The 21,664-nt window shown below is 56.8% G+C and carries 17 protein-coding genes and 1 pseudogene; 9 read left to right on the top strand and 9 right to left on the bottom strand.

The annotated features are described in order from the left end of the window. Window positions 1–3 precede the first annotated feature (3 nt). From HS103_01370 to HS103_01345, 6 genes are all read right to left on the bottom strand, one after another. Window positions 4–1,068, bottom strand: coding sequence for a hypothetical protein (locus HS103_01370; protein MBE7511452.1), 1,065 nt, complete (start codon window positions 1,066–1,068; stop codon window positions 4–6). Next, window positions 1,065–2,285 carry a hypothetical protein gene (locus tag HS103_01365; GenBank protein ID MBE7511451.1) on the bottom strand — a complete coding sequence of 407 codons (1,221 nt, stop codon included), beginning with the start codon at window positions 2,283–2,285 and terminating at the stop codon, window positions 1,065–1,067. The genes HS103_01370 and HS103_01365 overlap by 4 nt, the downstream gene beginning before the upstream one ends. A gap of 127 nt (window positions 2,286–2,412) precedes the next feature. Beyond that, the gene (locus tag HS103_01360; protein MBE7511450.1) at window positions 2,413–3,102 is read right to left on the bottom strand and encodes a response regulator transcription factor; all 690 of its coding nucleotides are present in this window, start codon (window positions 3,100–3,102) and stop codon (window positions 2,413–2,415) included. 17 nt (window positions 3,103–3,119) lie between these two features. Next, on the bottom strand, window positions 3,120–3,470 hold the full coding sequence (locus HS103_01355; GenBank protein MBE7511449.1) for a hypothetical protein: 351 nt from the start codon (window positions 3,468–3,470) through the stop codon (window positions 3,120–3,122). Between the two features lie 9 nt (window positions 3,471–3,479). Then, the gene (locus tag HS103_01350; GenBank protein MBE7511448.1) at window positions 3,480–4,514 is read right to left on the bottom strand and encodes a ParM/StbA family protein; all 1,035 of its coding nucleotides are present in this window, start codon (window positions 4,512–4,514) and stop codon (window positions 3,480–3,482) included. Window positions 4,515–4,698: 184 nt separating this feature from the next. After that, window positions 4,699–5,361 (bottom strand): response regulator transcription factor, encoded by a 663-nt coding sequence (locus tag HS103_01345; GenBank protein ID MBE7511447.1) that lies wholly within the window; start codon window positions 5,359–5,361, stop codon window positions 4,699–4,701. Window positions 5,362–5,670: 309 nt separating this feature from the next. Here HS103_01345 and HS103_01340 point away from each other — a divergent pair, with 309 nt between their 5' ends. From HS103_01340 to HS103_01320, 5 genes are all read left to right on the top strand, one after another. Next, window positions 5,671–5,865, top strand: coding sequence for a hypothetical protein (locus tag HS103_01340; GenBank protein ID MBE7511446.1), 195 nt, complete (start codon window positions 5,671–5,673; stop codon window positions 5,863–5,865). Window positions 5,866–5,872: 7 nt separating this feature from the next. Continuing rightward, window positions 5,873–7,468 (top strand): DUF3987 domain-containing protein, encoded by a 1,596-nt coding sequence (locus tag HS103_01335; protein ID MBE7511445.1) that lies wholly within the window; start codon window positions 5,873–5,875, stop codon window positions 7,466–7,468. A gap of 97 nt (window positions 7,469–7,565) precedes the next feature. Next, the gene (locus tag HS103_01330) at window positions 7,566–8,543 is read left to right on the top strand and encodes a toprim domain-containing protein (protein ID MBE7511444.1); all 978 of its coding nucleotides are present in this window, start codon (window positions 7,566–7,568) and stop codon (window positions 8,541–8,543) included. Beyond that, the gene (locus HS103_01325) at window positions 8,522–8,749 is read left to right on the top strand and encodes a hypothetical protein (protein MBE7511443.1); all 228 of its coding nucleotides are present in this window, start codon (window positions 8,522–8,524) and stop codon (window positions 8,747–8,749) included. Before HS103_01330 ends, HS103_01325 begins: the two co-directional genes overlap by 22 nt. Window positions 8,750–8,792: 43 nt before the next feature. Further along, entirely contained in the window at window positions 8,793–9,134 is a 342-nt protein-coding gene (locus HS103_01320) for a helix-turn-helix transcriptional regulator (GenBank protein ID MBE7511442.1), read from the top strand. Between the two features lie 2,384 nt (window positions 9,135–11,518). On the opposite strand, the gene HS103_01315 is transcribed toward HS103_01320, so the two are convergent. Then, window positions 11,519–11,707, bottom strand: coding sequence for a hypothetical protein (locus tag HS103_01315; protein MBE7511441.1), 189 nt, complete (start codon window positions 11,705–11,707; stop codon window positions 11,519–11,521). Between the two features lie 317 nt (window positions 11,708–12,024). On the opposite strand from HS103_01315, the gene HS103_01310 reads away from it, so the two are divergent. The 4 genes and pseudogenes from HS103_01310 to HS103_01295 all read left to right on the top strand — a co-directional run bounded on the left by HS103_01310 (window position 12,025) and on the right by HS103_01295 (window position 18,238). Then, window positions 12,025–14,049 (top strand): DNA primase, encoded by a 2,025-nt coding sequence (locus HS103_01310; protein ID MBE7511440.1) that lies wholly within the window; start codon window positions 12,025–12,027, stop codon window positions 14,047–14,049. 26 nt (window positions 14,050–14,075) lie between these two features. After that, window positions 14,076–15,749, top strand: coding sequence for an RNA polymerase sigma factor RpoD (rpoD, locus tag HS103_01305; GenBank protein ID MBE7511439.1), 1,674 nt, complete (start codon window positions 14,076–14,078; stop codon window positions 15,747–15,749). Between the two features lie 278 nt (window positions 15,750–16,027). After that, window positions 16,028–17,179 (top strand): annotated as a pseudogene (locus HS103_01300) (sigma-70 family RNA polymerase sigma factor). Between the two features lie 111 nt (window positions 17,180–17,290). After that, entirely contained in the window at window positions 17,291–18,238 is a 948-nt protein-coding gene (locus HS103_01295) for a branched-chain amino acid transaminase (protein MBE7511438.1), read from the top strand. Between the two features lie 188 nt (window positions 18,239–18,426). On the opposite strand, the gene HS103_01290 is transcribed toward HS103_01295, so the two are convergent. Both HS103_01290 and HS103_01285 read right to left on the bottom strand, forming a co-directional pair. Further along, window positions 18,427–19,503, bottom strand: coding sequence for a phosphotransacetylase family protein (locus HS103_01290; GenBank protein ID MBE7511437.1), 1,077 nt, complete (start codon window positions 19,501–19,503; stop codon window positions 18,427–18,429). Window positions 19,504–19,543: 40 nt separating this feature from the next. Next, window positions 19,544–21,658 (bottom strand): acetate--CoA ligase family protein, encoded by a 2,115-nt coding sequence (locus tag HS103_01285; GenBank protein MBE7511436.1) that lies wholly within the window; start codon window positions 21,656–21,658, stop codon window positions 19,544–19,546. Window positions 21,659–21,664 lie beyond the last annotated feature (6 nt).

Genomic DNA, 21,664 nt, shown 5'->3' with positions numbered 1-21,664 from the left:
CGTTTACGGCTCCTGTATCTCGCCGATGCAGTCGGTGTTGGGGCGGTTCAGCCACGATACGATATTTGCGCCCGGCACTTGAGTCGGGCCGCCGCGCGTGGTCAGGTCCAGCGCATAGCTGATCCGATAGGCAGTGCCCTGTGGCCCAAAGGCGGCGAGGGCGAATAGCATGGTTTGTCCGGGCATGAGCGCTGCCGGATCGTAGGTCGGGCTGATGCCCGCTGCCCGTGCCGCGTCGAGGCTGGGTCCCCACACGCCTTGCATCGTGCCGCCCATAGGCGTGATCACCTCGCTCACGTACATCTGCGCCGCCGGATACAGGTTGTACTCCAGCGTCCCGATGTTTTTGACTTCCAAGCGCCAGACGTAAACACTGCGCGGATTGCCATGCGCATCCGGTGGCGCAGGGAGGCTTTGCACCGCCGTCACCCGGAACTTGAGGCGCAGCGTCGCGGTGATGGCGTACACGGGATCGCCGACGAAATAGTCGTTGGTGCGCACGTAGAGCGTCGGCGTGGGATAGGGCGTGTAGGTCGGCACGGGCGTCGGGTATATCGGCGATGGCAGGCAGCACGGCGGCGGATTGGGGCTGGTGAAGAATGGATAGGGGTAACGTGTGACTGTGAACGTGTAAGCGTAACCGCCCACGACAGTCAGCGTCGCGGTGTTCACGTTCGATGGGATGCTCAACGGATAACCGCCAATCACGCCCGGCACGCCGTAGGGTACATAACCGATGCTGAAGCTGCCCGACCAGACCTGCCCGGTCGTGGTCATCCCCGAATAGTTCAGTTGGATGTTGCCGACGCTCTGCGCCAGATACTGGACCGTGACGATGCCCCGCGTCACATCCACGTAGTTGTAGTTGAGATTCGCTTGGAACGTCATCGGATAGGTTGGCGGGCTGGTGGGACGCGGCGTATCGGTCGGGCGTGGTGTGGCCGACGGGCAGATATACTGCGGAAGCTGCGTCACGCGCAGATTATCGGGCGTGCCTGCGCAGGCCAGCATGGAGACGATCAGCATCCCGATCACAAGCAGTAGGGCGAAGACGATAGGTCGTTTCATGGAATCAACCCCGGCTGATTACCTGGCGGCAGCAGCAGTGAGAAGGCTTGTTCGCCCGCCCGACTGCCAGCAATGTTCCAGAACTTGCCAAAATACGGCACAACGAGGCGCACTGGCGTATCGGTGAGCGTTTCCAGCCGCACAAAACCTTCGGCGTTGGTGAAGCCGGACGCGATGACCTGGTTGGTGCCCACCGTGACTAACCGCACCGAAATGCCCTGCACGCCTTCCGCAGGCTCGACGGAGCGATTGCCGTTTTCGTCATAGGCGATGACCAGCGACACCGTGACCACGCCTGGCGGCAGTGGTGTGGCCGTCGGTTGGACGGTCGGCGGGCCAGCCACCAGACGCGCCTCAATGGCAGCAGGTGAGAGCGTGAAGGTCAGGGTAGGGCCGGGCGTGAGCGTGGGCGCGGGAGTAGGCGGCAGGCCACGATAGACCTCAATGCTGTCCAGGGCCACCATGTAGCCCGTACTGGCCGGATTCTTGCGCCCGGTGTTGACGATCTCGACGGTATGCTGCCCATGCGTGAGCATGAAGATATCTGAGATGAGAAATGCCGCGCTTGGGCTGTACGAATCAATTTCGGCTGCAACCCTCCCATCAATGCGAATCTGGAAGATGCCATACAGGGAGTAGGCCACATACCGCACCCGCAATCCCGCCCCAATAAAGGTCAACGTGACCCGCGCCTCCGGGTCGGCGGAGTAAGAATAGCCCCGTGCGGTGGCGCGGTTAGCGCGATAGGCGAACCAACGCCCCGCCACGTACTGATAGGCAGGATCGGCGGTCTCGTAGCGTCGCCACCCAGTCTCTGGCGCATCCAATCCGGCAATCGGCATGTCTGCGCCGGGGGGCGGTACATCCACTGTGGGGGGCACAGTTGGCGAAGCAAACGCCGTGACGGTAGGCGGCGGCCACAGCGTGACGCCCGCATTCACTGCTGTCACCTGAAGTACCCGCGTGGCGAGGGTGGGTGTTGCTGTGGCAGTCAGGGTGGCGGTGAGCGTAGCGGCAGCCGTGTGGGTAGGCGTCACCGTCGGCGTTGATGTCAGCGTGCTGGTCGAAGCGGCTGTTGGCGCGACCGTTGCCGTATCGGAAGGCAGCGCAGCCAGCGTCGGCAGCGGCGGTGAGCTGCGCCCCACACCCCAAAAGTAGAGGGCGGCGATAAGGCACAGGAGGCCCATTGCGCCGCCGATGAGCAGCAGTTTTTTCATGCAGGCTCCCGTCTTTCGACCCGGATAGGCATCTGTCCCATCCTACAGAAACGAGAGCGGCAAGGCGCGAAGTTTTACCGGGGATGTGTGGGGAAGATTTCAGGAGATGGCGGCGATTTTACAGGCGTTAGGGAATGAACCCCTCCAACCTCGCTCGGCTGATGATCACCTCGTTGGTCGCCGCGCCAAACCGACGGCGCAGTTTCTCACGTACCCAGTAGACATGCCGCACCGTGACCTTGAGCTGCGCGGCGATCTCATGGACGGTGCAGCCCTCCGCCAGCAGTTGCAGGATTCTCAGCGCTTCCGAATCAAGGCGGAAGCGTGCAGATCCACGCTGGGTTGAAAGCAAGTATTCCGCGCTGGCGGTTGGCGAAAGATAGGGCCTGCCGAGGTGAATCGCCCGCAGCGCCGGGATCAGCGTCTCGGTCAAGGGATCGCTTTTGTAGAGATAGGCGTGAATTCCCCGGTTGAACAACTCCTGCACCGCGAAGCCATCGACCATGTTGCCGAGGAGGGCTAAGCGTGCGCGAGGCGTGATTGTTTTGAGGGTATCGATCAGCTTGAGCGGAGCGCAATCCATATCGAGCCGATCTCCCACAATGATGATGTCTGGCGCAGCGGATCGAAGTCCAGTCAGCAGATCAGGGAGCGACGCATACACCCCTAACAAATCGCATTCGTTCCATGCGGTCAGAATGGCTTTTATCCCGGTCAAGACCAAATCCACATCGTCCGCCGCGACAACGCGCATCTTTCGATTTGAGCTTAACATCGCCTTTCCTGTCTGAAGTGTCGTCTTTCCGTATTGCTCCATCGCTTTTCCCCTGCCCCTTACCAGCGAGTGCGGGCGATTTTCCGTCCCCGTCGCTCTACCTCGTCCCCTGTCAGCCCCGTATGGGATGGGTTCGACAGCGTGCCTTTGTGCGTCAAGATTGGCGGCGCAGCGGCAACCCGAGCGACAACTTGTTCCAGATAGCCGGGCAGCGCGGATAGCGTCTCCCTGATCCAGGTCGCATCATCTTTAGGCGGCAGCCCTAAAGCCTGTTGCGCATACGCCCGCAGTACGCCTTTCACCAAACTTTGGCGACCCCCCGCAGGAATCGACAACCACCAATCGATAAGGTCGTCATCCTTGCCGGGCAGCAGCTTCAAGGTAATGGTCACACGCTTCTGGCGGCTCATGGCGGCGCTTCAGGATTGCTCAGGAACGCGTGCCGCGAACAGCGCATAATGCAGGTAGCCTTGCGCGTTTGCCAACTGCGCTTGCGCCACCAACTGCATTTGCGCATAGGCCGCCGCTACCGCCTCGTGAACCAGTTCCGCTCCGCCGCCAGAGAGGTAAATTACGTCTACCGTCGTACCGGCTTTCCACTTTTCGCTCATGAGGTTGAGTGTGGCGCTGCGCAGGGGTTCGAGGGCGCTCTCGACGGCCTCGCTATAATCGATCATCTCCCCCTTCGCCCGAAACTTGCCCGTCCGCAGCACCGTCTCGATCAGCTTGGGCGAAATCTTCTGACGGTGTTCTCGCTCCAAAAGGGCTGCGATGCGCTCCAACACGCCGGACACGCCGCCTTCCACACTGCCACTCTCCGCGTCTACAAACTCGCCGTCGTCGTCCAGCGCTAGGTCAACAGTGAACGTCCCTACATCGCACACGCCCGTTCGCATGTAGCTGTGCGCTGGGTTGACCTCGCCGCTTTCGGTGAGCGTCTGGGCATAGATAGTGCCGTAAGGCTGCGGCATGACCATGACTTCGGTGATGTTGGCGATGAAGTCGGTGGCATCCGTTTTGATGACATGTTGCCCAAGCAGCGCCGCCTTCAGTTCTGGCGCGTCGGGCATGTGATCCACCGGCAAGCCCGTCGCCACCCGCAGATGGAGAATGTCACCTCCGGCGCGGCCCGGCCACAGTTTGCCAATAGCGGCTTTTGCTAACCGCACCCGGAAAACATTGCCCATCGTCACTTCATCAGCGGTGCGCCCCCGCAGCCGGAGCAGTTCCCCTGGCGGAAGTTGGGTGAGCGCCAGATCGCCGATGAACCACGTTCCCATCTCATCGCGGAGTTGATCGCCGGGATGCCGCGCCGCGATTTCATCCTGCTGAAACTTGATGTCTCTGGCATGGCCGCATACGGATGGAAACACCAACGACGTTGCTTCCGTGACCGCCTTCACCGCACCATAGCCAATATCCAGACCAAGGGTGAGAATTTCTGGTTGCCGCACTGCACCGCCTCCATCGTTATCGTTCGTACTTATTTGTTGTTACTTGTATATAAATAAATTAATTACTTATTCTAGCATGGATTGGTAGTATTGTCCAGTGGAGGACAAAAAAAGCCCCACAGCGCGTTTTCAGGGTGGGGCATTTGGGTATGCAGTTGTCGCACAATTTCCGGCACCTATGATTCTACTGCGACTCCGGCTCGCTCTTGGCATCTGTCAGCCCAGACGACGATTTGATAAGCCCCAACCGTTGCGCGCGTGGCACGATCTCCTCGTTGGCGCGCACATTCAGCACTTTGCGCAACCGTCGCCGCGCATGGTAGACCGCCTGTTCCGAGATCGCCAATTGCCGGGCGATCTCCGGCACCATGAGTCCCTTCGCAAGGAGTTGGAGCACCTGCCGACTGCGCTTGCTGAGGGTTTGAAGCTCATCATCGGTGCATACCAGCGCAGCGACCTGCGGCGAGAAGTAGGGCATATCACTCAGCACGTGATGGATGCCGTCTTCAAGGTACTTCAGCAACTCCGCTTTGCTGATACACCCGGAAGCGCCCGCATCAATCACATCATGGATAGAGGCAGCAGTCAATTCACTGCCGTAGACGAGGATATGGAGCATGGCAAACCGTTGGGCCAGCTTGCGAATGACCATACAGGTATCCATTCCCGGCAGGGTGTTATCCAGGATAAGCACCTGTGCCGGTCGCTCCTCCAACTTACTGATAAGGCTGGATAAGTCCGTAAACATGCCCACCAACTGGTACTCTGGCTTGCCCTTCAAGAAGGTATGCAAGCCAAGTTGGGTCAGTTCACGGTCTTCCAGTACCGCAACGTGAATAGAAGCCATTCAATAGATCACCTCACCCTGATAAACAACAATAACCAGAACGAATGTTCTGGCAGCGCTATTCTCGCAGAGAATCTCCTCAATGTAAATACAAGGAGCGTCAGAGTCTGGTTAAGTTTCGGTGTGTTGAAGCGGTTCAATAACGTTTGGCAACAAACCGGAAGAATTCGTTCCCTTTGTCCGAAAATTGCTCATGCCTTTGGACAATTTTGTCCCTGCCGATGGATGAAATTATCCAGAACGAATGCGCGGTATCTGCTACCCTGCAACTACGGATGAAAACAGTTCACGACAGGAGCCGCCATGCAGATGAAAATACCTTCTCGTACCCGCACGATGGGCTTCCGCCTTACCGAAGAAGACTATGCCCTACTGGTGAAAGTGGCGCGGGGCGAGCGCCGCAAGCTGGCCGATATGGTGTACATCCTCGTGGTTGAGGGTCTGCAACGATATGCCCGGCAGATTCCCCGCCCAGACAGCGTGACGCGACAGCAGGAAAGCTGAGGCGACCATGCCTTCTTCCGCGAACGCCTTGTCGCGTTACGATGCCTATGCGCTTGCGCGAGCCTTAGTCGGACTGCCCTGGCAGCACGTGCCGCTTTCGCCGTTGGCTGGCGCGCTGCTGGCAGGATTGGACCTCAACACGCCTGCGGAGATGCAGGTTTTGCGGCGCATTCTTCAGCCTGATCTGATCCGTCAAGTTCTGGCACAAGACCCCAATGCGGATCTACCCGATCTCAAGAACGATGATGTGCAATCTGTGCCACCGCTTCCCGCCGCTGCACGCCTGACAGCAGCGCAGGAAGCGGAAGCGGCGGAGGTGGGCGGTTGGTTGACGGATTATGTGACATGGGCGGGCGCGTCAGCCAACGAAACGCCGCTCCTGTTTCATCAGGGCGCGGGTCTGTATCTAGCGGCTGTCGCTATCGGGCGAAGGCTCTACATCAGCACGCCCTGGCGACAACAAGTCTTCCCCAACCTGTATGCGATGACCGTCGCCGTCTCGACCTACTATCGTAAGTCGGCGGGATTGAGTTTGGCCGCAGAGGTCGCTCGCGCCGCCATGCCACACATGATTCTGCCTCAGCCGGGCAGCCCGGAAAACTTCATGAACATGCTCGGCGGGGTGCTGCCGCCGAACTTCAACGAAATCCCGCAGCCCGATCAGGCGCGGCTGACGAAAGGCAACACCTTCGCCGCCCAGCGGGGCATCCTGCGCGATGAGCTATCCGCGCTGTTCAAGTCGATGGGACGCGATTATATGGCTGGGCTGAAAGAACTGATCATGCAGCTCTACGACTGCCCTGCCTATCTGGACTCGAATACGAACAATCGCGGGCTGGTGGTGATTCATGACACCGCCCTGAGCATTTTGGGCGCGGCCACGCCTGCTGAACTGGCCTGCGCCCTGACCGTCAACGACTGGTACAACGGCAACCTGGCGCGCTTCGCGCTGTTGACGCCTGAACCTGACTACGTAGAGCGCCCTGCCCAGAGGCAAAGCGTTACGCCTGACTCGCTGGTGGCGCGGCTGAAGCGCCTGCATGAGCGCCTGCCCCCACCCCCGTCCTCTGGCGCGCTGGGCGACAAGCCGCAGGCGGAAGCCTGGTCCTTGGTTGCGCCCGTATGGGATCTCTGTCATGCCTATGAACAGGCGTTGCGGCGCATGACCGCGCCAGACAGCGCGTTGGACGACCGATTACGAGCCGTGTACGGGCGGCTGCATGTGCAAGCCCTCAAAGTCGCCATTGTCTTGTCGGCGCTGGATTGGTCAGACGCCAATGCGGATGGGCATCCAGCAGTCAGTGCCGCCCACTGGTTTCGTGCCCAGCAGATTACCGAGCAGTGGCGGGCTTCCGCCCATCGCTTACTGCATGAATTGGGCGAAACCGAGGAGTCACGGTTGGAAGTGCGGGCGATACGGTTGCTGCGAGCGCATCCCGAAGGGCTGAGTGTGCGCCATCTGTATCGCATCCTGAAATCCGCACGCAAGCCCGTGGTCGAGATGCTCAACGCGCTAGAGCAAGATGGGCAGGTCAAAAAAGTAGCGCCGCCTGCGGATGGTCGCCCTGGGCCAAAGCCTGAACTGTATATCTTGGTGGAATAGCCGATCTTGTACCTGTCGGGGGACACATTCTCGATCCTGGCAACCTGACAACTTGTCTCCATGTGGGTGACAAGATCGCGGGAGGGTTAGTGGAGTCATGATGACCGATATTCAAGCGCTCAAAACGCGCTGCGATGTGCGTCTGCTGGTGGAAGCCGATTTGGGTCCCGCCCACAGTCGCGGCGGGAAAGCGTTGTTATGGCGCTGTCCCTTTCATAACGAACATAAGGGGTTCAGCTTGGCGGTATGGGATAACGGGTGGCGCTGTTTTGGCGCTTGCAGTGTGAGTGGCGATGCGTTGGATTGGTTGCAGAAGTACCGTGGAATGTCTTTTGAAGAAGCATGTACTTACCTCGGTGCGGAAGACAGGCGCAAGCAGCCAATCTGCCACGTCCCGCGTGAGCGATCTGCCGCGTCCGAAGCGCCGCCCGCAGAAGACTGGCAACGCGAGGCATGGGGAGTGGTGGATAGCGCGGAAGAGGTCTTGTGGAGCGAACAGGGTGGACGTGCGCTGATATATCTCAAGACACGCGGCTTGACCGACGAAACCATTTTACGGGCGCGTCTGGGCTACATCCCCGGCCCACCGTGGGAATGGCTGCGGATTGGCAAACTGACGGTTCCATGCGGCATCGTCATTCCTTGGGCTGTGGGGAAAGAACTCTGGGCGGTCAAGGTGCGGCGCGCCGCTGGCTTGCCGAAATACACCCAGATTGCGGGCGGCAGCGCGCACGGGCTGTACAACGCAGCCAACCTGGAAGGGCATGAGACCGTGTTGTTTGTCGAGGGGGAATTTGACGCGCTGCTGGCCGAGCAGGAATGTGGTGGGCTGGTCGGTGTGGCGACGCTCGGCAGTGCCTCTGGAATGCTCAATCCGCGTTGGATGCCACTGCTGCTTCACTGCAAGACAATTCTTGTGGCCTACGATGCGGACCAAGCAGGCATGAAGGGCGCAGCACGCTTGCAGGCGCTCACCAAACGAGCGCGTGTTGTGCAAGTGCCGTGGGGCAAGGACATCACCGAATTTGTGCTGAAGGATGGGAGTGTGCGGGAATGGCTAAGCGAATTGACATGAGTTCAATGCACAAGAACGGTGAAAACCACCAGCAGGTGCGGCCAAAGCAGATCGATTTACTGACTGTGTATCGAACGCTGTTCGGCGCGTATGTCCGTAACCACCCGAGTGAAACAGGTCAGCAGATCGCAGAGACCCCGATTTCTGCAACCATCGCAACAGAGGCCAGTCTTAAGCCTGAAGATGTAGGACATTTGAAGAGGTAAACTATGGACTGTATCGAGTCGATTTTTACAGGTCAAGAGCAAAGTGGCAAGCCAAGCAGATATTGGACAGCGAATGCGCCAGGCTCGTGAGCGAATTGGCATGTCCCAAAAGGAATTTGCAGATGCGGTAGGAAAGGATCAAACCGCAATATCCGAGTATGAAACGGGGAAACGGAAAGTTCCTGCGGTAGAACTTTCCACCTTCGCCAGAGTGCTCGGAATTCCGGTGTCATACTTCTACGATGGAGATTTTCAGACAGACGCGCTCGACCAGATGATTTTGCAGGAGATTCAAACTCTCCCTACTACAGAGGCGAGAGAGGCTGCACTTCAGTTAATTCGCATTCTGTCTGAAACGCTCAAAAAACACTCGCACACTGAGTAGTCTGCCCTCTCCATCCGTTGATGAAGCCGAGTTCCCGTAGGCTTCCCCGATCCTCAATCCTACGCAATTGGCTCGTGACAGCAAAACCGTTCACGATTATTGCAACGGTATCTCACCTATTGTGTTTACACGAATGAATTATAGTGTATAATCGCAATAGAAAATCTGTATCAGCAATCGACGTGTACAAATACTATCAAGCTAAAGGAGCCGCCCCATGCCCAGAACGTTCCGACCACAGAAAAGTGATCTTGACAGCCCAGAAAGCTCAGAGGCCGACCTCTTGAGTCAACCTGTGGCGGTCTATTATCGCCAGTCTACAACGGCTCAAGTCGGGAATGTATCGACTACCATCCAGACGGTGGATATGGTAGATGAACTTGTCCGTCGGGGATGGAAGCGTGAACAAATCTATCTGATTGACGATGATGAGGGCGTAAGCGGTACCAAGCGAATTGATGAACGTGAGGGGATGAGCTACCTATTTGAGCTAATTGCCGAGAAAAAGATTGGCGCAGTGGCGTGTCAAGATGAAGATCGTCTGTTTCGTGATATGACCCAGATTCAAGTCAACATTTTCATCGACACTTGCCGCAAATCACGAGTCAAAGTCATCACGCCATATATCACTTATGATTTTGCGCATCCTTTGCATGGGGAATTTCATGCACGGCAATTTCGGTTCAAGTGTGACATGGCGGCAGAATATCTCAAAATCTATATCATGGGGCGACTCACGCCAGCACGTCAGCGCATAATGAAAGAAGGAAAATGGGGTGGGTCGAAAATGCCAGTCGGATTCATGGTGGATATGCGAAAACGACTGCCTGATGGGACGGAAAACCCCGCCTACCGCAAATATGTCCCTTTCGAGCCATTTGCCCAGGTTGTTCGGGAATACTTCCGCTTGTTTCTTGAGAATGGTGGAGCGATTCGCAAGACAATAAGGCAGATTCGCCAGCAGCGTATCTCCTTTCCAGATTGTCAGCCTCCTGAAGGATTTCGCATACGCTATCAGCTGACATACAAGGAAGATGGTTGCTATATCGCAAGCACGTGCTTCCGGTTGCTGATCACGAATCCTGCCTACATAGGGCATTGGCATTTCAAGGGCGTAATCATCCATTGGAACAACCATCAACCATTGATTGATCCCGACACCTTTATGCGCGCATTCAACTACATTTCCAAGTACACGCTGACTGGTGAGGACAACCCTGACTATCAAAATGCGGATAAGTACGGGCGTCCAAAACTCCAAGAAGAACGCGATGTTGAGCGCCCCCTACTTGGCGGAATGATCTATTCAAAGGTCGGAGACCGCTGGTACTACAATGGTGTCCAGTTCGAAAAGCGAAACCACTGCTATTTGTATGCCATCCATCGTGTCGAATATGACGGTACTCATATGGAATGGGCACGGCGGGCAGAATGGATTGATAACGCTGTCATTTCACGTTTTAAGCAGAAATTGCAGGCCACATTCAATTTGGACACCTGGACTCAAGCTATTCATGAGAGCGAACAGCTTGTAGAGCGTGATCGAAAAATCAAGAAGCTCCAGCTATCTTCGCTTCTCGAGGAGATGCAGAATGTGGTCGTCAGCATTGGCAGACTTACTCACCCATACTTGATCCAAGAAGTTGAGGAACGCTATCGCCAGATGGAAGCAGAACGGGATCGCCTGCTTGCGGAAATTGCCAGCCTCGATCAACAACGCAACAAATATCTATCTACTGAACAGGCATACGAGGTATTTGAGCAAACGCTGTCAGGTTGGGATTCCATGTCTCAAGAAGAACGACGCAACGTGCTGACGCTGTTCATCGAACGAATTGAGGCATCGGACTATAATCGGGCTGGGAATATGCGACTTATCATCCTGTGGCGTGACGGAAGTACAGATGAGATTCGCCTTTGGCATAAATCCCACTCAGCCCATTGGGACATCGAGTCCAGTGAACGGTTGCTTGCCCTATTCGATGGTGGTGCGGATCAGCTACAGCTCGCGGCAGCGTTTCCCGAACTGAGATGGCACCAAATATTCAATGAAGTGAAAAAGCACCGTGGATTAGTCCGTTTTTCGCCCTCCAGACTTGGGAAAAACGAAACGTACAATGATTATGTTGCGTCAGGGGGGCGCAAGGGTAAACACACTTGCTCAAAATGGCAGCCCTACGAAGATGAGCGGTTATGCCAGATGGTCAAAGACAAAGTTGAGCAACTGGAAATCATGAAAGCTTTCCCGTTCCGGCGATGGATTCAGATTAAGCACCGCATCAAACTTCTGCTCGGAAAGGGAATACGAGTGCCCATGTCTGGTGTGGGACAGCACATCAGCTACGACCAATACGCAGCGCAAATGAAAGCCTCAGATTCGGATGCTAGTTCGGGAAGTCTAAATTCCGGTTGCGTATGGCGCTCCGCACGCGCTCCCGGCTCTCTTGAACAGCCGTATCGGGCAGCCCGACAATGGTAAACCCAGTCATGCCGCGAGGGTTGTAATCAATTTCAACCTGAATACCTATTGCCTCTAGCCCAATCAGCGCCCCAGACTGAACGGTTGCCAGCATGAATCATCCCTAATCCCACACTACCGCAAATTTTACGGCGACACTGGTTAGGAATTATACTCTACAAGTCAGTTCAACCCCCCAAATTCCACTACCTAATACCTCACCTTAGAGATTTCTAGAAGAACCCCTGCGCTCTCAGCCGGTAAGCAAGGGAAGGAAAGGTAGGGCGCGGACGACCAGGGGGGCGTCCCTACGGGGGTGCGGGCGGGATGGTGGGTTTAGAATGTCACACACACCCTAGTCATTCCACATTAGGCGTGTATACGTATATAATTGATCTATCTCCACGATACCATGTCAGGGGTGGGTATATCATGTCCGTCACGGACGACATCAAATCCCGACTCGACATTGTTCAATACATCTCCCAAATCGTCCCCCTGAAAAAAGCGGGGCGAAATCTCACTGCCTGCTGCCCTTTTCATCACGAAAAAACGCCCTCGTTCGTTGTTTTTCCCGAACGACAAAGCTGGCATTGTTTTGGCGCGTGTGCCACCGGCGGCGATATTTTCACCTTTGTCATGAAGCACGAAAATATCGATTTTCCGGCGGCGCTGATCAGCCTTGCCGAACGTGCCGGAGTCGAGATCAAGCCTCGCAGTGACGACCAACGTCGCATCGATGAGCGCATCGAACGCCTGCGCGGGGTGGTCGATCAGACGGCTGTCTTCTACCATCAGCTATTGTGGGATGCGCCGGAGGCTGCCCACGCCCGCGATTACGTCCTCAAGCGCGGCTTGAGCGAAGCGACTATCGCCCAATTTAAATTGGGCTATGCCCCCCGCGATTGGGCAGCCACCCTCAACCACTTAAAAATGCTTGGCTATACGGCGCAAGATGTCATGGATGCCGGCTGTGCCAGTCAAAACGATGAAGGGCGCGTTTATGATCGCTTTCGGGATCGGCTGATGATCCCCATTCACGATGAGCGCGGGCGAGCGATTGGCTTTGGGGCGCGGGCGCTGAACCCTGAAGACACACCGAAATACTTGAACTCTCCACAGAGTGAAGGACTTTTTGATAAGTCGCGGACGCTCTTTGCCCTTCACCATGCCCGCCCCACCATCCGCGAGAGCGAGGTTGCCGTGATCGTGGAAGGCTATATGGACGCGATTACCGCCCACCAAGCGAAGTTCACGAATGTTGTCGCCCAAATGGGGACGGCGCTGACAAAACCACAGTTAAAACTGCTCAGCCAATATGCGAAACGGCTTATCTTGGCGTTGGATGCAGATGCAGCGGGCGTCCGGGCGACGATGCGCGGCTTGAACGTGATGCAAGAGGCATCGGAGACGAAACAGGTCTTTTTTGACCCCACCGCCACCTTGCGTCAGGCGAGTCACTTTGACCTCGCCATTGAGGTGATCACCATCCCCGAAGGGAAAGACCCTGACGAGGTGATCCGCAAAGACCCCGCCACCTGGCAGACGCTCATCGAGATGGCACAGCCCGTGGCAGAATATCTGATTCAGGTGGGGACAGCGCACCTCCGCCACGATGCCCCGCTCCCCGAACGCGAACAGGCTGCCCGCGAACTGCTCCCCATTCTGATTGCCACCGAGAACGACTTGCAGCGCCAAGCGAATGTCCAACAGTTGGCGTATAAACTTCGGTTGGGGAGCGGGCGAGCGCTCCTTGAGTGGGCGCTCCAAAACGTCCCTAACGAGCGGGTCAAGGCACAGCCTCAACGCTCCCCCGCTGCGTTCAGCGCCCCCACCGAGGTGGCGGCTGGCGGAGAAGGACAGGCGAAAAGTACCTTCAATGTGAACAGGGCGGCAGAACGAGAGCGCTACTGCATTGCCGCCTTGCTCCAAGCGCCGGAACGCCTTGCCCTTGCCAACCGCCGCCTGCGCGAGGCAGAGGCAGCCCCCCTTGACGCCGAGGACTTCACGCAGGGCGATTATCGGGCAATCTACCTCACCCTGCGGGAAGGTGTTGACCAAGATGATGTCTCCATTAGCGAATTTCTTGCCGCCCGTTTGCCCGATTTGCGTGAACTCATTGAAGATCTGCGCGAAACAAATCTTGCCCACCTTCAACGCCGCTTGGAGCGCGGTTTGCATGGCGATTGGGTGGCAGTGCTGAACAAAGAAACCCGCGTCGTAGCAACACTCAACGATGTTGAGGCACTTAAAACGTCGTTAGGGCAGCATATTTTGGAATTACGCCGCCTCCATTTGCGTCGTCAAAACACTGAGTTACAGTATTTACAGCAAGACCTTCAACGTGATGGGCAGCAAGCGACACCAACAGACACCCCTCAGACGGGTACATTTGAAGGGCAGATTGCCGTAAATGCCAGCGTTTTGGCACGCATTGAACGGGCGATGAGACATTGACCGATGGGCGAGGGGAGGGCGCAGGGATGACCAAACGCACCAGTAAGCCAGTTGAGGATCAACCGCTGGATACGCAAGAAATGGCAGCAGCACTTGATGCCGCCAGCGCACATGGCGATGAGGACGCCGCCGCTCCACCGCCCATCCTCTCCTATTTTGAAGATGAAACGGACGAGCGGCAGTCGATGCTCCAACAGTTGGAGGAAATGGGGATCAGCGTCACCGGGGAACTTGGCGAACCCGCCGCGCTGCTTGCCGAACTAGACGACGACCTTGATGAGGACGATCTTGAAGAAGCGGCGGTAGACAGCGGTATCCTCTCCGATGATCCGGTGCGGATGTACCTCAAAGAGATTGGGCAGGTTGGCTTGTTAGAGCCAGACCGAGAGACGCGCCTTTCCTCCCAAATGGCGGCAGTTACCCTTCTGAATCAGATTCTTGAAGAAGCAAAAACACAGGCGGGCGATGGGAATTCCTATCTCTCGCTGCTCCATCTGCTTTATGAGCGTTTGGTTGGTTATTGGGCAGCCGTGCAGCACCATGCGAAGACCTATGGTATCGAGCAGCCGAATCTGATCACACTCATCGGGGAGGCAACCGCCCTCCGCCGTGAATCACACGAGATTCAACCGACATCCTACATTCGGCTCTATCTTGAGCAAGGCGAATGGGGGCGCGATGAAGGCTGGACGGCACTCGCCCGCAGTCTGTACGAGGCGTTCCAAGCCGCCTATCTCATGCCTGTGTTGCTCCAAACCGCCCTTCGTGACCATCTCAAAAGTCACGGGGAGCTTCCGCCGGTGGAGACAGTAGCGGCATGGCTGACCGATCATGCTGCCGAGCTTGAGGCGAGTGCCGCCGAAGATATTGCCGAAGTCCGCCGCTGTGCCAACAGCGCTGCCGAGGCGCTCACTCGCGCCAACCTGCGCCTAGTCGTCAGCGTCGCCAAGCGCTTTATGATGCGCGGCATCAGTTTCCTCGATCTAATCCAAGAGGGAAACATTGGCTTGCTGCGGGCGGTGGAAAAATTTGACCATACGAAGGGCTTCAAGTTCAGCACCTATGCTACATGGTGGATTCGCCAAGCGATCAGCCGCGCCATTGCCGATCAGGCACGGACGATCCGCATCCCCGTTCATATGGTCGAAACGATCAACCGCCTAACGCGAATGCAGCGCGATCTGGTGCAAAAACTAGGCGCAGAGCCAACGACAGAACAGCTTGCCATTGAGATGGAGTTTCTCACGAAAGAGGAGATCGCCCACATCCGCACATTGGAGGCACGCAAAGAACGGCTTGACCCCGCCACCGCCCGCAAACTGCGCCGCGCTGCCAACAAAGTCCGCCGTATTCAGCGCATCTCGCAAGAGCCGATGTCACTGGAAATGCCAGTGGGCGATGAAGATTCCAGCCAGTTGAGCGATTTCATCGAAGATGACAAGGTGATCGGTCCCGTCGATGCCGCTGCCCGCCAACTGCTCAAGGAGCAAGTGCGCAGCGCCCTTGCCGTTCTCAATGAACGGGAGCGGGAAGTTGTCGAGATGCGCTTTGGCTTGAAGGATGGTCAGGAACACACTCTTGAAGAAGTTGGGCGGCACTTTGGCGTCACCCGTGAGCGGATTCGCCAGATTGAGGCGAAGGCGCTGCGAAAATTGCGCCACCCCAACCGCAGCCGCTCTCTGCGTGACTATTTGACTTGATGTGGTGTGTAGCAAAGGCGGGGCGGGGGTTCACTTACCCCCGTTTCGCTTATCAGGGGCGTTGGTTTTCGGCAATTTATCCGGCAAAGTTGCAAAAAACTCATAAAATTCCCCACTTGATCCGAAAGTGATTTCACATATACTTCATGTTGTGAGATGTTTCACGCGCATCTCAGCGCTGTGTCTGAGCGAGAAAAGTACACGGCTCGGAGGTTGTTCCGTGCCGTATGGCACTTGGTAGGACACCGAAAATCAATCGTCTTGGGAGGTAACTAGTGATACAGGAACTCTTGAACCGAGCGGATAAACGCGGGTTCATCACCTTTGAAGATGTTATGGAGGTGATGGAAGATGAGGGCGACGAAGTAATTCCCTTTGAGACGATCCTTGATGAACTTGATGAACTTGGTGTGGAATTTCGACAGGATGATGGCGGGCGCGATGAAGTAGATGAAGTAGATGACGATTTTGAGATCGATGCCGAAGAACACCACGATCATATTGGCGATATTAACGCCGTTTCCGCAGACGACCCCGTAGGACTCTACTTTCGGCAGATGGCACAAGAGCCACTGCTGACCGCCCAAGAAGAAATCGAACTGGCGAAACGCATTGAATTGGGCAAACTGTCTGGTGACATCCTCGCCACAAAGCGTAAAATGGAATGGCAAGAACGGACAAAACACGAGGCGTTCATGCGCGATGGGCAGGCTGCCCGCGAACACCTCGGACGGGCGAACACACGCCTTGTCGTCAGCATTGCCAAACGCTATATGGGGCAGGGGTTGCCCTTCCCCGATCTGATTCAAGAGGGCAATGTCGGTTTGATGCGGGCGGTAGATAAATACGATTACCAACGTGGCAACCGTTTTAGCACTTATGCCACATGGTGGATTCGCCAAGCGATTACGCGGGCGCTGGCGCAAAAGACGCGGACGATCCGTATTCCGCTCCATATGACGGAACGGATTCGGCAGATGTACCGCACGGCGCAGCTTTTAGAGCAAAGCCTCGGACGCCGCCCCACACCGGAAGAAATTGCCCTTGAAATGGACATTCCCTCCGAAAATGTGCGCGGGATGATGGACGCCAGCCAGCACGCCATTGCCCTAGAGCGCCCCGTTGGGGATGACGGCGACAGCGAGTTTGGCGATTTTATTGAAGACCAAGATTCACCTAGCCCTGTGGAAGCCGCCACGCAGCATTTGCTCCAAGAAACCATTGAAGAAGTGCTGAGTGAACTGACCCCCCGCCAAAGCCATATTTTGAGATTGCGCTTTGGCTTGGGCGGTGGCGACCCGCATACCTTAGAAGAAATTGCCAACAAATTTGGTCTCAGCCGCGAACGCATTCGCCAATTGGAAAAAGAGGCGCTGCGTCGTTTGCGTCACCCGCGCCTTGCCCTTACCTTACGAGATTACCTAAGCTGAGAGACGTCTCATTTTAGGAATTCTTACGGGCGGGCGGGCGAACACCCCGCCCGTTGCTGTTTCTAGGTCGTTGTGTTCTGGGTTTTATGATTGTGTTTGAAAGGATCACTCATGCAGAAACCTAAGTTCGCGTACTTCAACGGGCAGATTGTCCCTATGGAACAGGCGACAGTCAGCGTCATGACTCACGCCCTGAACTATGGCACGGCGGCGTTTGGCGGGATTCGCGCCTATTGGAATGCGGCGGAAGAACAACTCTTTATTTTCCGCCCGCTTGACCATTTCGCCCGTATCAAACAATCGGCAAACCTGTTGATGATGACCATCCCCCAAAGCCCAGAAGAACTGCGCGATCTTCTGGTGGCGCTGCTGCGTAAAGAAGATTACCGGCAGGATACCTATATCCGTCCGCTGGTCTATGCCGCAGAAGAAGGCATTGGCGTCCGTCTGCACGATGTGCCGACGGCATTCACCATGTGGGCAATGCCCTTTGACCGCTACGTGAGCAAGGAGGAAGGGCTTTCTATTGGCACATCCTCTTGGCGGCGGGTGGATGATACCTCGATTCCGGCTCGCGGCAAGATCGCTGGCTCATATGCGAATTCGGCGCTGGTGAAATCCGAGGCGATCCTGAACGGCTTTGACGAGGCACTCGTCCTGAATCAGGATGGGCATGTCTCCGAGGCAAGCGCGGCGAATATCTTCATCGTCCGTCGCGGACAGGTCATTACCCCGCCGATCAGCGCGAATATCCTTGAGGGAATTACGCGGGCGACGGTGATCACCCTGCTTCGTAACGAGATGGGCATGGAGGTTGTCGAGCGCGAGATTGACCGTACTGAAGTCTACAACGCCGAGGAAATGTTCTTCACGGGGACGGGCGTTCAAGTGGCGGCGGTCACCAGCGTCGATCATCGCAAGATTGGGACGGGTGTTATGGGCGAGGTGGTGGCAAACCTGCGGACGTTGTTCTTCGATGTGGTGCGGGGTAACAACCCCACCTATCGGGAATGGAATCACCCCGTCTTTGCCGAGGAACGCATCGGGGCGCAAGACTAAACGCCTACCAATTTCACCCGACATGAGCCTATCGGGCTAAGGTTGACCGCCCCTTACAGAACTTAAAAACAAAAGAGGGCAGCCTTATGGCTGTCTTTAAGCCCCAACGGGGTGGGTACTGTGAGCGCGAGGGCTTTAGCCCCGCGCTATGACCTACTTCGCCCAACGGGTTCACGTCGGGCGAAGCGTTATACCCCCAACAGTTTGAACAAGCGCCCAAAATCAAAGTGTGCGTCTAACACCTCGCGGAAACGGTTCAGCTTTTCGGGATGCGCAATGCGCGTTTTCCCAAACACCTTTTCCACACGCTCCACTGCCTCAATCGTATTGAAGGGGACGATCAGGACGGCGACGCCGCGTTCCTCGGCATGTTGGAGGATCGTTGAACTGGGTGTCAGGTTGCCCGTCAGGACGAGTGCCGTTGTACTGGTTTCTAGTGCCGCCGCCTGAATATCCGCCCGATCCCCGCCCGTGATCACCACCTTCCGCTGTGTTCGCCGGAAGTGGGACATGGCGCTTTCGACGCTCATTGCCCCAACGCTGATTGTCTCGATCAAGCCATCTCCCTTGCCGGGGACAAGCACATGGGCATTCAGTGTCTCGCGCAGTTCCTCCACCGTCAGCGACATGAGTGCTTGCTGTTGGGGGAGTGTTCCCAACACGGCGACGCCTTGACGCTCTAGGTAAGGGGTGATTTTCTCCCGAACAGCCGCCATTGCCTCGGCAGGGACGCTGTTAATGACCACCCCAAGCAGGGTATCTTTCCCCGCTGTGCCAACCCGTTCGCGCAGTGCCAGCGCATCATCGACCAGCGCCAACGAGCCGCGATAACGGATCACCCCAAGCGTCGGTAGATCGAGTTCGTTCACAAGAGCGACAGGACTTACCCCGACAGCGTACCCTTCCCGAAGGGTTGCCGCCCCCTCTACCAAGACCACATCATTCCCCGCCGCTAGGGTGGTGTAGGCGGCTTTCACCTCGGCAAGAAAATCGCGCTTCACCCCGCCAGAAAGCATCGTATCGAACAGGGCATCATCTATGACGATGGGTGCGACGGCAGAGGCAGGTGTGGTGAGACCGAGCGTGCGGGTGACGAAATCGGCATCCTCATCCACCACCTTCCCATTGCTGATGAAGGGCTGTGTGCTGAGCGGCTTGAAGTAGCCAACCTTCCGCCCCGCCCCTTGCAATTTTAAGCCAATCCCAAGGGCGAGGGCGGTCTTGCCGGAAAAGGTGACCACCGCCGTAATATACAAAGGTTTCATGATCTGTACCTTTCAGGGGATATCTTTTGTTACTGTGCCGCTACTGTGCCGCCAAAACCAAGCGCATGTCAAGCGAGATTGCGCCCTGCCCCGCCTCATAAACCATAAGCGGGTTAATATCCAGTTCCACAATCTCTGGAAAATCCGTCACAAGCTGGCTGATTTTGAGCAGTGTTTCGATGATCGCCTCTTTATCGACGGGCGGCGCCCCGCGCACGCCATCTAATAAGTGGTGAGCGCGAATTTCACCGAGCATCTCCGCTGCCGCTGCGCGATCAAAGGGGGCGACGCGGAAGGTGACATCTTTCAACACTTCCACATAAATCCCGCCCAAGCCAAAAGTAACCAGCGGACCAAACTGCGGATCGCGGTTCATCCCCACGAGGATTTCCATCCCCTTCGGGATCATTTCTTGCACCAAGCAGCCCCAAATGACCGCCCCCGGCACATAGCGCCCCGCCCGATAGACAATCAGATCGAAGGCATCGCGGACATCGTTGGCGTTGCTCAGGTTCACCTTCACTCCGCCGACATCCGTCTTGTGAAGAATATCCGGGCTGGCGATCTTCAAGACGACGGGATAGCCGATCTCGCTGGCGAGAGCGACGGCTTCATCGGCGCTTTTGGCGAGTTTTGCCTGTGGGATGCGCAAGCCACACGCCGTCAAAATTTCGCGGCTCTCGGCGTCGCCAATGGTCACTCGTCCCTCTTGGCGTACCTGCTGGATCACGCCGCGAATGTGTAGATCATCGGCGGGAAAGCGGCTGAGCGTCTGATCAGGCGCATCGCGCAGGGTGCGGTAATCGCGCATGGCGGAAAAGGCGTTCGCTGCCCGTTCGGGGAAGGAAAAATTGGGCACACTGTAGGCTGCCGCGAGGGAATCAATCGCTGCGCTGACGCGGTGTTCGCCCATGATGCAGCTCAAGATCGGAATCCCCCGCGCCGCGCCAACCGTCTTTGCGGTTTCGCCAATGGCAGCGGCTGTCTGCTCAATTTCCGTCATTGCCTGCGGCGTCACGATGACGATAATCCCATCAACGTTCGGATCGTTTGCTACTTTTTCGAGGGCAAAGCGGTAGCGATCTGCGAGGGCATCGCCCAACACATCGACAGGGTTGGCAGCACTGGCGGAATCGGGCAGAAAGGCTTGGAGCGCCTGCGTCGTGGCGTTCTCCATGCGGGCAAGCATCAAACCGCCTCGTTCAAGGGCGTCCGTACAGAGAATGCCCGGTCCGCCCGCGTTGGTCACAATGGCGATGCGATCCCCTTTTAAGAGCGGTTGGTAGGCAAAACCGAGGGCGTAGTCGAACAAATCTTGCATCGTCTCCGCCCGAAGAACGCCGGACTGCCGGAAGGCGGCGGCATACGCCTGTTCCGAACCGGCAAGCGATCCCGTGTGGCTGGATACTGCCCGCGACCCCGCCTGTGTGACCCCACTTTTGACAAGAATGACGGGTTTTTGGCGGCTGACACGCCGCGCCGTTTTCATGAACGCCTGCCCGTTGGGGAGTCCCTCGCTATAGGCAAGAATCACGCGGGTATGGGAGTCTTCCGCCCACGCTTCCATGAGTTCAATTTCGCTGATGTCTGCCTTGTTGCCGAGGCTGACAAATTTGCTGAAGCCGATCCGCGACCCCGCCAGCGACCAATCGAGGATCGCCGTGCCAAGCGCACCGGATTGAGACATGAAGGCAATCGGACCCGCTGGCGGCGTGCCAGCGGCAAAGGTCACATTGAGAGGGGTGAAACAATCGATGATCCCCAAGCAGTTCGGTCCGATCACCCGGATGTTGTACTGGCGGGCAATCTGGATCATCTCCGTCTCGCGCTTCATCCCCTCATAGCCGGCTTCGCGAAAGCCCGCACTAATGACGACGACAGCGGGAATACCCTTTTCGCCACACTCTTTCATAGCGGCGGGGACGTGCGGGTAGGGAATCACGACGACGGCGAGATCGGGTGTTTCGGGCAGCGACGCCACAGCGGGGTATGCCTGCTGCCCCAAAATAGCGCCAGCTTTGGGGTTGATTGGGTAAAGCGTCCCTGTGTAGCCGCTGTCAATAGCATTTTTGAGGACAGCGTAGCCCAGTTTATCGGGGTTGGCGCTCGCCCCGATCACGGCGACGGATCGCGGTTGAAAAAAGGTTTCCAGCATCCACGC

The organism is Anaerolineales bacterium (assembly GCA_015075625.1).
In the GTDB taxonomy this organism is placed as follows: Bacteria; Chloroflexota; Anaerolineae; order Aggregatilineales; family UBA2796; genus UBA2796.
The sequence above is the reverse complement of the archived record's forward strand: the minus strand, read 5'-3'. Positions and strand labels throughout refer to the sequence as shown.

Coding starts and splice junctions, on each gene's coding strand:
- HS103_01370 (MBE7511452.1), bottom strand. CDS start 1,068: ATGAAACGACCTATCGTCTTCGCCCTACTGCTTGTGATCGGGATGCTG.
- HS103_01365 (MBE7511451.1), bottom strand. CDS start 2,285: ATGAAAAAACTGCTGCTCATCGGCGGCGCAATGGGCCTCCTGTGCCTT.
- HS103_01360 (MBE7511450.1), bottom strand. CDS start 3,102: ATGGAGCAATACGGAAAGACGACACTTCAGACAGGAAAGGCGATGTTA.
- HS103_01355 (MBE7511449.1), bottom strand. CDS start 3,470: ATGAGCCGCCAGAAGCGTGTGACCATTACCTTGAAGCTGCTGCCCGGC.
- HS103_01345 (MBE7511447.1), bottom strand. CDS start 5,361: ATGGCTTCTATTCACGTTGCGGTACTGGAAGACCGTGAACTGACCCAA.
- HS103_01340 (MBE7511446.1), top strand. CDS start 5,671: ATGAAAATACCTTCTCGTACCCGCACGATGGGCTTCCGCCTTACCGAA.
- HS103_01335 (MBE7511445.1), top strand. CDS start 5,873: ATGCCTTCTTCCGCGAACGCCTTGTCGCGTTACGATGCCTATGCGCTT.
- HS103_01330 (MBE7511444.1), top strand. CDS start 7,566: ATGATGACCGATATTCAAGCGCTCAAAACGCGCTGCGATGTGCGTCTG.
- HS103_01325 (MBE7511443.1), top strand. CDS start 8,522: ATGGCTAAGCGAATTGACATGAGTTCAATGCACAAGAACGGTGAAAAC.
- HS103_01315 (MBE7511441.1), bottom strand. CDS start 11,707: ATGCTGGCAACCGTTCAGTCTGGGGCGCTGATTGGGCTAGAGGCAATA.
- HS103_01310 (MBE7511440.1), top strand. CDS start 12,025: ATGTCCGTCACGGACGACATCAAATCCCGACTCGACATTGTTCAATAC.
- rpoD (MBE7511439.1), top strand. CDS start 14,076: ATGACCAAACGCACCAGTAAGCCAGTTGAGGATCAACCGCTGGATACG.
- HS103_01295 (MBE7511438.1), top strand. CDS start 17,291: ATGCAGAAACCTAAGTTCGCGTACTTCAACGGGCAGATTGTCCCTATG.
- HS103_01290 (MBE7511437.1), bottom strand. CDS start 19,503: ATGAAACCTTTGTATATTACGGCGGTGGTCACCTTTTCCGGCAAGACC.
- HS103_01285 (MBE7511436.1), bottom strand. CDS start 21,658: ATGCTGGAAACCTTTTTTCAACCGCGATCCGTCGCCGTGATCGGGGCG.